This window comes from Marinobacterium nitratireducens (genome assembly GCF_014645375.1).
GTDB lineage: Bacteria > Pseudomonadota > Gammaproteobacteria > Pseudomonadales > Balneatricaceae > Marinobacterium_A > Marinobacterium_A nitratireducens.
Genome location: NZ_BMLT01000004.1, coordinates 316,279 through 328,939 on the forward strand (window position 1 = coordinate 316,279; position 12,661 = coordinate 328,939).

Consider the following 12,661-nt stretch of genomic DNA (forward strand, 5'->3'; position numbering starts at 1 on the left):
TAGCAAGCGTGCCGCTCTGAAATACCTGTAAAAGCCGCCCGGCGAGAGGTATTCACGAAAATACCAATATTCGCCCGAGGGCCGGGCTCCTGCGAAAAGCCGGATCTACCCCGGAGCCCTGTACGCAGATAAAACAAAGGGCCCTCAAGCATCCTGCCATCGAGCCCTTATTCCAGCTTCCGTGCCGGTCATTGCGCCAATCCCTGGGCAATGAAAGAACGAATCGCTTCCTGCGGAAGCACCTTCACATCCTTGTGCGTTCGCTCTACAGGTAAACAGTTTAGCGATCCTCGCCGGCGTTACCATAGGAAGAATTCCTAAAACGCGATCTGGCGATGAAAAAGATTTTCAGGGATAGCATTCGAGCGCTGAAACCAGATCGACAAAGGCTTCGCGATTGGACTCATTGAGATTCATCAGCACCTTGTGGGCATCGATAATGCGTTCGCGCACTGCGGCTTCCGATTCCTGCACGAAAGGCACGCGCTGCAGATCCACAAGACTGGTCGGCAGGCTTTCCAGCAGCAGGAAGATACGGTCGAAGCCCATGGTGAGCAGTATGCGGGTGATGTCCTCGTTGGTTGAAACCAGGGTCGGCTGCTCCAGCGAGAGACGCCGGGCAAAAACCGCGAGCTTCGCGATCAGACCCAGCGTGGTACTGTCGATGGTATCGGTCTCGGTCAGGTCCACCAGTATATGCTCGATGTCGCCAACCGCCAGCATCTGCTCCAGATGGCGGTCAAGACTGGCGCACAGGGTGAGTCGCACCTCGCCGACGAACTTGAGTACGTAACTGCCGCCCTCCCGGGCGAAGAAAATCGATCCTTCACGCATGGGCGGCGCCCCGACACAGTGTCATGATTGCGATATCGTCCGGACAGTCGGCATCCCCGAGCAGACGCTCACGCAGCCGCTGCGGCTGAGTCAGACCCGACGCAATCAGCTCTTTCAACTGCTCTTCGCGCTGCACCAGGGAGTCGCCGGGCATGACTTCGAAAACACCATCGGAGAAGAGCGTAAGCGAAAAGTCCGGCGCCAGCTCGACGTCCTGCTCGTCGAAAAAGGGCTCGTCGAAAAGCCCCACCGGCATCCCGCGCCCCTCGAGGAACACCACCTCGCCGCCCTGCCTGAGCAGCGGCATCGGGTGATGACCGCCGACGGCATATTTCAGACGCGAGGTACGAGCGTCCAGCACGCCGGCGAAAATCGTGAAATGCTTGCCGAGACCGGTATCGAGCAGTTCCCTGTTAAGCAGGTGCAGCGCCGCAGCAGGGGACAGATCCGCCAATTCGACGTTTTCCCGGTGCGCGCGCTGCACGCGACTGGTCATATTCTTCAACAGTACCGTCACCAGAGCCGACGAAGCACCATGCCCGGACACATCGGCGAGATAGAACAGCGTCAGATTGTTGTCCAGCGGTGCGACATCGACAAAGTCGCCACTGAGCACCAGCGAAGGCGTCAGCTCGTAGTCGAAGCGTATGTCGCCAACCGTCTGGGATAGCGGCGGCAACAGGTTCTGCTGCACCTGCTGCGCCGCCAGCTGGTCGGAGCGCAGCTCTTCGAGACTGCGCTCGAGGGTTTCGCGATAGCGCGGCACCGCTTCCAGCTGCGCAGCCCGGCTCAACAGCCGCGACAGGGCCGCCACGAACGCCTGAGCCTCCCCGGCGAGACAGCGGTAACTGAATATATCGCTGGCCCCGGCCCGCAAACCCGACAACAACGCAGCGGCATCCAGATCCGGCACCAGTAACAGCACCGGCTTGGGATGAACGCGAATGCACAGATCGGTGAGGCTGGTCCCGGTCGGCAATCGCTGGACGTTGATCACGACCAGCGAAAAGTCGAAATGATCGAGCATATCGGCCAGCCGCTCGTAATCAGCCGCCAGCAGTATCTGCAACCGGAACGCGTCGACCTGTTCGCTGAGCTCGAATACCTGATCGACGATAGCGGTCTCCGATTCCACCAGCAGAATGCGGTGACAGGAGTGACTCATAGAGCAGCCTGCAGAAGAGATAGCCACATATTCATGAGCTTGCACACTACGCCCATTACCGGGAAGTTTCAATGTAACAATCAGAAGTCGTCAGCATCGAATTCATTGTCAATTCGACCATCGTTGACCATATATTCACGACGCTGCAGATAGGCATCGCGAATAAACAGATAACGGTCACCGCTTACCAGCGCTTCGGCTTTCAACAGACCTGCGCGGGTATCCAGTACACGTGCGCCGTAAAGGCTGTTGCGGGTCGGTACGTGGTCGACTTCGCCGACCGGGTCCAGATAGGAATCCGGCACCAGAGCAATGCCGTCACGCAGCGTACTGGGACCGAAAAACGGCAGCACCAGATAATTGCCCGCCGGCACACCCCAGTATCCCAGCGTCTGACCGAAGTCCTCGTCATGCTTTGCCAGTCCGAACGGCGTGGCGATATCCACCACCCCGCCAAGACCGAAGAAGGTATTCATGGTGATGCGCGCGGTGTCACTAGCCGCATCATGCAGCTTGAACTGCAGCAGGTTGTTGGCCAGGGTGCGAACGTCCTGCAGATTGTCGAAAAAGTTGGACACGCCCCGCTCCACCAGATCCGGTGTCACGTAGCGGTAGCCCTGCGCCGCCGGCTTGAGCGCATAACGATCCAGGTAATCGTTGAACTGAAACATGGCGCGGTTGAACCCCTCCCAGGGATCCGGGTCGGACGGTACTTCGTCCGCGGCCACCGACAACGACGCGGACAGCAGCACCGCACCCAACGCAGCCGAGCTGCACAACTTTAACATCTCGTATCCTTGCCCTAGTCACAAACCCACAGATGCTGCTTACTTTATAGCATGTTGCACCTGCGTAAAACAGCCGACGACCCAGAACGCCGACCTACTACCACCTGCCCTGGCGCCAAAACGCCAGCAAAGCGAGTCTTCCACAAACACAAAAAGGGCCCCGAAGGGGGCCCTTTCCGATACCAATCGCGAGGCGATTAGAAGGAGACGTTGTAACCCAGGACGAACTTGTCGAAGTCGTCGTTTTCCAGGCTGTTGCCGTCTACGTCAGCAGAGGTGTACTGAGCCTTGACGGAAGCCTTGCGGCCCAGCGCGTAGGAAGCGTATACGCCCCACTCGTCGGACTCGACGCCAGAGTCGTCGTACTCGAAGTCCATGTAGGTCGCACCGATGGTAGCGTCACCCAGCGCGTAGGCAGCGCCCAGGCCCCACATGTCCGACTCTTCGCCAGTCTCGTTGTCTTCGGTCGCTTCGTAGGTTGCATCCAGCTGCAGACCAGCGATCGCCCAGCCCAGGCCCACACCGTAGACTTCCATGGTGTCAGCGTTCATCTGGTCCATTTCAGAGTAGGCAGCAGCCAGGTCGAAACCGCCCAGGCTGTAGTTGAAGCCGACGATACCGCCGTCGACGTCGTCACGGTCTTCGTCGCCTTCGCCGTCGACTACGATCTGGCCGTAAGCTTCGAAACCGCCGAAGTTCGGGGTCACGTAGCTGGCAGCGTTACCGACACGGTCGTTGAACGCGAAGTACTGGTTGGTGGAGAAAGACTCGGCGTATTTATCCATACGCTCAACGGATTCAGCCAGGATGTTCTGGCGACCGAAGATCAGGGTACCGAAACCGCCGTCCAGACCGACCAGCGCCTTACGGGTGGCAACCTCACCGGTGTCGGTGGAGCTATCGAAATTTTTGTTAGATGCGAACTCGACTTCCAGCTGGTAGAAAGCTTCGACACCGCTCAGGTTTTCCAGCTCGGAAGAGCCCTTGACACCCAGAATGGTATCGTCAACCTGAAGATCAGCATCGGAAGCGCCAGTGTAACCGGCGTCCGCATCGGTAGCAGCAGTCAGGTCAACACCTGTGTCGTCACCCATGATCAGCTCGACTTCGACGTTACCGTACAGGGTAGCGTCAGCCTGAGCGACGATCGGAGCAGTCATGGCGCCAGCAACAGCCAGTGCAATCAGTGACTTTTTCATCAACATTCCCCTTCAATGATTCAACTTACTAGTAGTGAATTCTAGTTTTTTCTTAGTGCACGCAGGTGCTACTAGGAAAATACTATAAATCCAAATTATTTCAAACCAGTGAAAGCACTTTTTTCCTTCACCCGGGATTCCTTTTATTGCCGGTCGTAATAATAACCGCCAACCATTAAGTTTCCCTGAATACTGCCCCGGACTTGGGCGGCTGGTCGAGTTTATCCCTGAAACCGGACCGCCTGCTGCCTGGCTATCCGGCGCTTTCCCAAGCCGGACAGAAATGACAGTCAAATCGAGTGCATTACAGCATACCGTCTGTAGCCACGCAAGCCTCGCCAACGCTCCACCCGGCCTGTAGACAGCCGCCGGGAACATTAACTCTTTATTGTCGCCCAACAGCTACAATTAAGGTTTACAGCTGCCTACTAATTATCCTGTTATTATTTATCGGCCATCATCGGGATTATCGCTGCAGCTCGCGCCAGAGCTGCTGGATACGCTTGTCCGATACCGTTACCCGCGTACCGAGCGTCTGGGCAAAAAGCGAAACCCGGTATTCTTCGAGCATCCAGCGGAAGTCTTCGAGCGCCGGGTCAAACACCCCCTGACTGCGATTCTTGTCCGACTGCTTCTTATACAGTGACCAATAGTGCTGCAACTGATCAGATAACAACCGCTCGCGCTGGAGGTCACGCTGATATTTTTCCAAACGCTTTTCAATTGCCGCCAGATAACGTGGAAAATGCTGCAAGCGCGATCCGCTGTTTTTGATCAGATATTCAGGATCGATCAGCTCGCCAAGCTGGGTTTTAATATCGTTGAGTACCGTTGCCGCCTGCAGCGGTATGCGACCGCCCAGGCTTTTGCGGATACGGTGCGCCGATCTGTGGCACTCGTACACGAAAGCCGCCAGTTCCATCACTTTGTCCCAGAGCCCTGCCCTGGCCCCATTCAGACGTTCGCGAAAGCTCTGCTCATCGCGCGGGAGCGACTCGTCCAGTGCCAGCAGCTGCATCATCGCCTGCTGCAGAATCGCATCGGACAGTTTCGCCTTGTCGAACAGGCTTCCTATATATAGAAGAGACTCGTTAAGGTTCGGAATATCCCGCCGCACCTGACGCACCAGCCCGGCAAGCTCGAGCTGCGCCAGCCGCGCAATCCCCAGACGGGACTCCTGCTGCGCCTGCCCCGGTGAGGCGCAAACGTGGAGCTCGACGCAGTCACCGCAGTCGCGCAGTGCGGGATAGGCATCGACCTTGATGCCGCCGGCCTGACGCAGCGAGACCGTCTCGGGCAGCTCGCCGAAATCCCAGCACAGAATACCGCTGCGCCCCCACTGATCGCCGGGGCCCGCACGCAGCGCCGCTTCCGCCGCCTTGCCGAAGCGCCGCGTGAGATCTGCAAGATCGCGCCCTTCTCCCAGCCGCTTGCCGTGCTCGTCCAGCAGGCGCAGGTTCATGCGATGATGGCTGTCGAGCGGCACGTCCCGCAGCGCGGCGGGCTCCACCAGTACACCGTTCATGCGCCGCAGATGATGACTGAGCGCCTCGTAGAGATCGCCGTCGGCAAAAACCGCCCGTTCGACAAAGGCTCTGACGTAGTCCGGGATCGGCACAAAATGCTTGCGTTGCTGTTTCGGCAAACCCTTGAGGATGGCGATGCACTTTTCTTCCAGCATGCCGGGCACCAGCCAGTCCAGACGCCGCTCCGACAGTCCGTTGAGCAGCGCCAGCGGAAGGTCCAGAGTCACGCCGTCGTCCGGCGCACCGGGCTCGAAGTGGTAGTGCAGCCGCAACTCGACACTGTCCAGCCGCAGCCGCTCCGGGTAGTCCCTGGCGGTGACGTGCCCGGCCGAACGCTGCAACACGTCGTCCTCGGTCATGAACAGCATCCGGGGGTTGTCCTGCTCGACGGCCTTGCGCCAGTGCTCGAACCCCGCGCCGTTGACGACGCCCGCCCCGCCCGCCTGCTCCATACGCTCGAAATAGAAGTCGTACAGGCTGTCTTCGTCCACCAGCAGATCCCGGCGGCGCGACTTGGCTTCGAGATCCTCGACTCCCGCCAGCAGACGACGGTTGTGCGCGAAAAACTCGCCCTTGGTGCTGAAAGCCCCCTCCACCAGCGCGGAGCGAATGAAAATCTCGTGGGATACTTCAGGGTCGATCTTGCCGTAATGCACCTTGCGCTTGGGCACCACGATGAGGCCGTACAGCGTGACCTGCTCGCTGGCGACCACCTGGGCCCGCTTTTTCTCCCAGTGCGGCTCGAGATAGGTACGCTTGACCAGATGCCCCGCCAGCGGCTCGACCCATTCGGGCTTGATGGCGGCATTCATGCGCGCATACAGCTTCGAAGTTTCGACCAGTTCTGCCGACATCACCCACTTGGGTGCTTTCTTGAACAGCGTCGAGGCCGGAAAAAGGTAGAAGCGCCGATTGCGCGCGCCCAGGTACTCCCTGTTCTCCTGTCGCATGCCGATCTGACTCAGAAGCCCGGCCAGGAGCGAGCGGTGCAGCGCCTCGGCGGTTGCCGGCTCGCGATTTTCCGCAAGGTCCAGCTGCCGGGCAATCAGGTGCAGCTGGCGATGCACATCACGCCACTCGCGCATGCGCAGGAACGACAGGAAGTGCTTCTGGCAGTATTTGCGCAGCTGGTTCTGGCTCAGCTCCTGGCGCTGCTCCTCGTAGAGGGTCCAGAGATTGAGCAGCGTCACGAAGTCCGACTCGTCGTCGGCATATTGCCTGTGCTTCTCGTCGGCGGCCTGCTGCTTGTCCAGCGGACGCTCGCGCGGATCCTGACTGCTCAGCGCGCTGGCAACGATCAACACTTCGCGCAGGGCGCCCTGAGTGGCGCCCTCGAGCACCATGCGGCCAATGCGCGGATCCACCGGCAGCTTCGACAGCTGCCGCCCGAGCCCGGTGATGCGTCGCCTGTCATCGACCGCCCCGAGCTCCTCCAGCAGCTTGTAGCCGTCGTTGACGAAGCGGCTGTCCGGCGGGTCGATAAAGGGAAAGTCCGCAATATCGCCAAGCCTCAGGCTCAGCATCTGAAGAATGACCGCCGCCAGATTGGTACGCCGGATTTCGGCGTCGGTGAATTCGCTGCGGCCGGCGAAATCCTCCTCGGAATAGAGTCGGATGCAGATCCCTTCCGCCACGCGTCCGCAGCGTCCGGCACGCTGGTTGGCGCTGGCCCGGGAAACCGGCTCGATCGGCAGGCGCTGGACCTTGGCGCGGTAGCTGTAGCGGGAGATCCGCGCCTGACCCGGATCGATGACATAGCGGATGCCCGGCACCGTGACCGAGGTTTCGGCAACGTTGGTGGCGAGGACGATGCGCCGTCCGGCGCGGCGCCCGCCCTCGAACACCCGGTTCTGCTCGGCCAGACTCAGGCGCGCGTATAGCGGCATCACCTCGGTATCGCGCAGCTGGGCACGACGCAGGGTTTCCGCCGTCTCGCGGATTTCCCGCTCGCCGCTGAGAAACACCAGAATATCCCCCGGCGCTTTTTTCTGCTGCCGCTCCAGGGTACCGATCTCGTCAACGGCCTCGAGAATCGCCTGCTGCTGGTCGATGTCCCGCTCGTCCTCACCGCGGTCCGTCAACGGCCGGTACAGCACCTCCACCGGATAGGTGCGCCCCGAAACTTCGATGATCGGCGCATCGTCGAAGTGTTGCGAAAAGCGCTCCAGGTCGATGGTCGCCGAGGTGATGATCAGCTTGAGGTCGGGACGGCGCGGCAGCAGCCGCTTGAGGTAGCCGAGCAGGAAATCGATATTGAGGCTGCGCTCGTGCGCCTCGTCGACGATGATGACCTCGTAGCGCTCCAGCAGCGGGTCACGCTGGGTCTCGGCCAGCAGGATTCCGTCGGTCATCAGCTTCAACAGGCTCTGCTCGGATACCTGCTCGGTGAAGCGAACCTGGTAGCCGACGATATCGCCCAGCGGGCTGTGCAGCTCCTCGGCGATGCGGTTGGCCACGGTCCTGGCCGCCAGGCGGCGGGGCTGGGTGTGACCGATCAGTCCACGGCGCCCGAGCCCGAGATCGAGACAGATCTTGGGCAGCTGGGTGGTTTTGCCGGAGCCGGTCTCGCCCGCCACGACGACCACCTGGTTGTCGGCAATCAGCCGCGCAATCTCATCACGCCGCGCCGATACCGGCAACTCCGGGAAGTCGATGCGGGTCAGGCGCCGTGCGCGCTCCTCGACCCGCGCCACCGAGTCCTGCATCGCCGCCGCGAGCTGGCCTGCCATGCGATCGGCGGGCTGGCGGTTGCGCAGACGCTGTTCGAGTTTCTGGAGTCGACGCTCAAAGGCGGCACGGTCGCGGCACTGGCAAAGCGGCAACTGGCGGTAAAATTGCTGGGTATCGATAGTCACGTACTGGCGTTTGGGGAGTTGGCGTTAAATAAGGGCGCTTATTATAGAGGAGGCACGAAGGGGTTGGACAGGCGTATACGTAGGTTAGGGCGCCGAAGGCGCGCAACCCAAAATCGACGCCAGCCGGCAGGTTATACCGCAGCCCCCGGCGGCGACCGGCGCGCGACCTCGAGGCCGTTCTCGAATACGATCAGCTCGCCGGTCCCGAGCCGTTCCCAGCGTTCGTTGTCGGTGAGCGGCTCGGTGGCGATCACGGTAACGATATCGTTTGGCGTGGTTTCGTGACAGAAGTCCACCGTCAGCTCGTAGTCCTTGAGACGGGCCTCGCCAAAGGGCGCTCGCCGCGTAATCCAGGCCAGTTTGGTGGTGCAGTAGCAGAACAGGTAGTGCGACTCGGACAGCAGCATGTTGAAGACACCGAACGCCCGCAGCCGGTCGCACAGGTCCGCAATATAAGCGCTCAGCTCGGCGATATCCCCGGGCGGGCTGGGGAACCGCTGGCGTACCTGACCCAGCAGCCAGCAGAAGGCGTACTCGCTGTCGGTGGTCCCGACCGGATGATAGAAGGTCAGCGGCAGCTCGTAGAGACGCTCGTCAAGCTGGCCGTTGTGGGCATAGGACCAGCTCAGTCCCCACAGTTCCCGGGAGAACGGATGGGTGTTTTCCAGGCAGACCTTGCCGACGTTGGCCTGGCGGATATGGCTGATAACGACATGGCTCTTGAGCGGATGGCTGCGAATAAGCCTGGCGATGGCCGACTCTACGCTCGGCGCGGGATCGTGAAAGAAGCGCACGCCCCGCCCCTCATAGAAGGCAATGCCCCAGCCGTCCCGGTGCGGTCCCGTTCCACCGCCGCGCTGCATCAGCCCGCTGAAGCTGAAGCAGATATCCGTCGGCACGTTGGCGCTCATACCCAGCAATTCACACATCGGCACTGATCCTTCTGTGTTACGCCTTGCCCGGATCCCTGCTCAGGGTGATCCGGTCGGGCAGGCTGTCGATCGCATCGACACCGAACTCCATCGTGGCGGCCCTGCGGGGCGCCTGCTCCGGCTCGGCTCCTGTGTCCGGCTCGGGCATCGTCTCCAGCACCAGCGGTTCCGGTGCAGGCGAGCGGCGCTCGCCCTGAAAGCAGCCTCGCGGGTCGACCGCCAGCGTCTGGCTCAGGACCCGCGCGCGCACCTTGCCGCCGGCCTCGACATGCAGAGCGTCGCAGACCACCTCGCCCTCGAGCTGTCCGCTGACATGCAGCTCGCGCGCGCGCACATGGCCCTTGATCCAGCCTTTGCGCCCGATGGAAATATCATCGCTGGAATCGATCTTGCCCTCGACGGCGCCGTCGACATGAAGCCTTCCCTGAATACGAAGGTCTCCCGACACCCGGTTGCCATGGGCGATTATGGTCACGGCTCCTCGGGGCGGGTTGGCGGCGGATTTTTTCTTCAGAATGCCCATCGGGTGTTCGGCCTTAATATTGCGGGTTCAGCGGCCGCAGGAAAAAGCCGCGGCGACCGGAAAATTCTAAACCCATTGCGGTTTCACTGCACCCGCTCGCGGGAACTCGCCGTGCCATCCCGGGCAAGCTGCGCCAGCTCCTCGCTCTGGCCGCGCTCGCGGCAGTTGGCGGCGGCATGGAACTGCCCCTTGCAGATCACATCGAACAGCGCGGCCCACTCGACCTCGTCGACCTTCTCGAACAGGTCGTCGAAGCTGGCGATATTCCAGTTCAGAAAAGGTTCCGGATCGATCGCCGAATACAGACGCCGCACCTCGTAGTGCAGATGCGGCCCGGTCGAGCGGCCGCTGTTGCCACTATGGGCGATCAGGTCACCCTTGGCCACCAGCTGACCGGCCTTGACGTCGAGCTTGTCGAGGTGAGCGTAATAGGTCTTGAAACCGAAATTGTGCTGCAGGATGACCAGCCTGCCGAAGCCGCTCTGGCGCCCGCTGAACTCAACGATACCGTCCGCCGTGGCATAGACCGGCGTACCGCGCCCGGCGGCGAAGTCGATGCCGTTGTGCATGCTTTTCTTGCGTGTCACCGGGTTGACCCGCATGCCGTAACGATCGCTGATGCTCTGTCCCTGCAGCGGCACGCCGTTGGGTATGCTGTGCAGCAGGAACAGGCGCTGGGCGGCGGTGGCTTTGAGCACTTCGGCCTGCTGCGGCGAGTAGGTCTCGCTCACCGGCAGGCCCAGCATGGACTCGAGTCCGCTAAGGGTCTGGTCGAGGCTGGCGTTGACCTCGCCCATGCGCAGATTTTCCTCCTGCAGCGTCTCGAGGGTGGAGCCCAGCTGGTTCAGCTCCGACACGTACAGCTGCTGGGTACCGAGAATGCTCTCGTACTGGTCCGCCAGCGCCTGGTGATCCTCCTCCAACACCGCAAGATCGTCGCTGGTCTTCACCAGCAGCGCGTTGGAAATGAAGAAGCTGACGACCGCCATCAGCAGGAAGGCGGGCACCAGTACGCGGGCAACCTGATTAAGGGTGTACTGACGGGAACCACGAACGGTGGTCAGGGTGACGACCAGCTTGTTTCTCAAATTATGACCCTGCTGCTCTCGGGGGTGTTGACGGGAGAGCCGGCCGAACCCGCAGGCCCCAGGCCGGATGACTGCTGACAACCTGCGAAGGCCTCTCCCGGACCTTTTCGCAGGTTGCTAAATATACCCATAATTTAGAGGGTTGTCATAAATCGGCGACATCTTGGGACCCTGCGAACAGGTCCCATTTGGTCTCTGCGGGACTTATTCGCCGGTTCCTCAGGCCGCGCTGTGCTCGATACCGCTGAGCCGATAGCAGGGCACATAGTCCTGATAGTCGAGCTTCATGCGTCGCTGCTGCACGAAGGATGCCAGCAGTTCATCCAGCGGGTCCACCAGCGCCTTTTCGCCGCAAAGCTCGAAGGGACCGTGTTCCTCGATGGCACGCACGCCCGGCTCCTTGACATTGCCGGCGACGATGCCGGACAGGGCCCGACGCAGGTTCGACGCCAGATCGCAGGTGGTCTGATCCCTGAACAGCCGCAGCTGCGCCATATTGTCATGGGTCGGTTCGAACGGCTGCTGAAACATCAGTGGCACGCTGATCTGCCAGTTGAAGTGGAAGGACTCGCTGGTCGCCTTGCGGTACTCGGTAACGTTGTGCAGCCCTTCCTGCATGCGCAGCGCCACGCGCTGGGGATCGCCGACGATGATCTCATAACGCTTGGCCGCGGCGTCGCCCAGGGTATGACGGATAAAACGATCGACAGTCTCGAAATAGGCCTCGCTGCCTGTCGGGCCGGTGAAGATCAGCGGGAACGGCAGATTGTTGTTCTTCTCGTGCAGCAGGACTCCGAGGATATAGAGGATTTCCTCCGCGGTGCCGGCGCCGCCCGGGAACACGACAATACCGTGCCCCAGACGCACGAAGGCCTCGAGGCGCTTCTCGATATCCGGCATCACCAGCAGCTCGTTGACGATCGGGTTCGGCGACTCGGCGGCGATGATGCCCGGCTCCGAAATCCCGACATAGCGCGCGTCCCGGATGCGCTGTTTGGCGTGCGCGATGGCGGCGCCCTTCATCGGCCCCTTCATCGCGCCGGGACCGCAGCCGGTACAGATGTTGAGTCGCCGCAGCCCCAGCTCGTAGCCGACCTTTTTGGTGTACTCGTACTCCTCGTGCCCGATCGAGTGGCCGCCCCAGCACACCACCAGGTTGGGCTTGACGTGGGGGCGGAACATGTCGGCATGGCGCAGGATCTGGAAAACGGTATTGGTAATGGCGCCGGTCTCGTCGAGCCCGTGGCAGACATCGTCCAGCTCGTCGCCGACGTAGAGCAGGTCGCGCAGCACCGAGAACAGGTGCTCGCGAATACCCTGGATGATCTCGCCGTCGACAAAGGCGCTGGCCGGGGCATTGATCAGTTCCAGCTGCAGGCCACGGTGCTTCTGGCTGATGCGAATATCGAAATCCCTGTAGCGCTCGAGCACCTGCTTGGTGCTGTCGAGCTCGCTGCCACAGTTGAGCACCGCCAGACTGCACTGGCGGAAAAGGCGGTAGAGGCCGCCCTGGCTGGCGTCCTGCAGACGCGCCACTTCGAGCGGGGAAAGAGTTGCGAGATTGTCGAGCGGTGTCACGCTGGCGGTCACGAAAGCTTCGGTGCTCATAGAGTCACCTCCCTTCAGCATCGATTTCCTGAAAATGGAGCCTGCCTCGTCCAGCGGGCCGGAGGCTTGAACAGGTCTTGGGACTAGTCTGACCGGCCCGCTTACCGGGAGTTCACTTCCCTCAATATAGGGAATTTAATTGC

General features: G+C 61.1%; 9 protein-coding genes. All 9 read right to left on the reverse strand.

Annotated features, from left to right (window positions below; all coding sequences use genetic code 11):
• Positions 1-348: 348 nt before the first annotated feature.
• On the reverse strand, positions 349-834 hold the full coding sequence (locus IEX85_RS09775; protein ID WP_188860393.1) for an STAS domain-containing protein: 486 nt from the start codon (positions 832-834) through the stop codon (positions 349-351).
• Complete coding sequence (locus IEX85_RS09780; RefSeq protein WP_188860394.1) at positions 827-1,999, reverse strand: PP2C family protein-serine/threonine phosphatase; 1,173 nt, start codon at positions 1,997-1,999, stop codon at positions 827-829. Before IEX85_RS09780 ends, IEX85_RS09775 begins: the two co-directional genes overlap by 8 nt.
• An 80-nt stretch (positions 2,000-2,079) precedes the next feature.
• Positions 2,080-2,787 (reverse strand): MlaA family lipoprotein, encoded by a 708-nt coding sequence (locus tag IEX85_RS09785; protein WP_188860395.1) that lies wholly within the window; start codon positions 2,785-2,787, stop codon positions 2,080-2,082.
• A 197-nt stretch (positions 2,788-2,984) separates the two neighbouring features.
• The gene (locus IEX85_RS09790; protein ID WP_188860396.1) at positions 2,985-3,986 is read right to left on the reverse strand and encodes a porin; all 1,002 of its coding nucleotides are present in this window, start codon (positions 3,984-3,986) and stop codon (positions 2,985-2,987) included.
• Between the two features lie 466 nt (positions 3,987-4,452).
• A complete protein-coding gene (gene hrpA, locus IEX85_RS09795) occupies positions 4,453-8,367 on the reverse strand; it encodes an ATP-dependent RNA helicase HrpA (RefSeq protein ID WP_188860397.1) in 3,915 nt (1,304 codons plus the stop codon).
• Between the two features lie 131 nt (positions 8,368-8,498).
• Entirely contained in the window at positions 8,499-9,296 is a 798-nt protein-coding gene (locus IEX85_RS09800; RefSeq protein WP_188860398.1) for a class II glutamine amidotransferase, read from the reverse strand.
• 19 nt (positions 9,297-9,315) lie between these two features.
• Complete coding sequence (locus IEX85_RS09805) at positions 9,316-9,822, reverse strand: bactofilin family protein (RefSeq protein ID WP_188860399.1); 507 nt, start codon at positions 9,820-9,822, stop codon at positions 9,316-9,318.
• An 83-nt stretch (positions 9,823-9,905) separates the two neighbouring features.
• Positions 9,906-10,910, reverse strand: a complete 1,005-nt coding sequence (locus IEX85_RS09810; RefSeq protein ID WP_188860400.1) for a M23 family metallopeptidase — start codon at positions 10,908-10,910, stop codon at positions 9,906-9,908.
• 219 nt (positions 10,911-11,129) lie between these two features.
• The gene (gene ppnN / locus IEX85_RS09815) at positions 11,130-12,518 is read right to left on the reverse strand and encodes a nucleotide 5'-monophosphate nucleosidase PpnN (RefSeq protein WP_308425645.1); all 1,389 of its coding nucleotides are present in this window, start codon (positions 12,516-12,518) and stop codon (positions 11,130-11,132) included.
• Positions 12,519-12,661 lie beyond the last annotated feature (143 nt).

Coding starts and splice junctions, on each gene's coding strand:
- IEX85_RS09790 (WP_188860396.1), bottom strand. CDS start 3,986: ATGAAAAAGTCACTGATTGCACTGGCTGTTGCTGGCGCCATGACTGCT.
- ppnN (WP_308425645.1), bottom strand. CDS start 12,518: ATGAGCACCGAAGCTTTCGTGACCGCCAGCGTGACACCGCTCGACAAT.
- IEX85_RS09800 (WP_188860398.1), bottom strand. CDS start 9,296: ATGTGTGAATTGCTGGGTATGAGCGCCAACGTGCCGACGGATATCTGC.
- IEX85_RS09805 (WP_188860399.1), bottom strand. CDS start 9,822: ATGGGCATTCTGAAGAAAAAATCCGCCGCCAACCCGCCCCGAGGAGCC.
- IEX85_RS09775 (WP_188860393.1), bottom strand. CDS start 834: ATGCGTGAAGGATCGATTTTCTTCGCCCGGGAGGGCGGCAGTTACGTA.
- IEX85_RS09785 (WP_188860395.1), bottom strand. CDS start 2,787: ATGTTAAAGTTGTGCAGCTCGGCTGCGTTGGGTGCGGTGCTGCTGTCC.
- IEX85_RS09780 (WP_188860394.1), bottom strand. CDS start 1,999: ATGAGTCACTCCTGTCACCGCATTCTGCTGGTGGAATCGGAGACCGCT.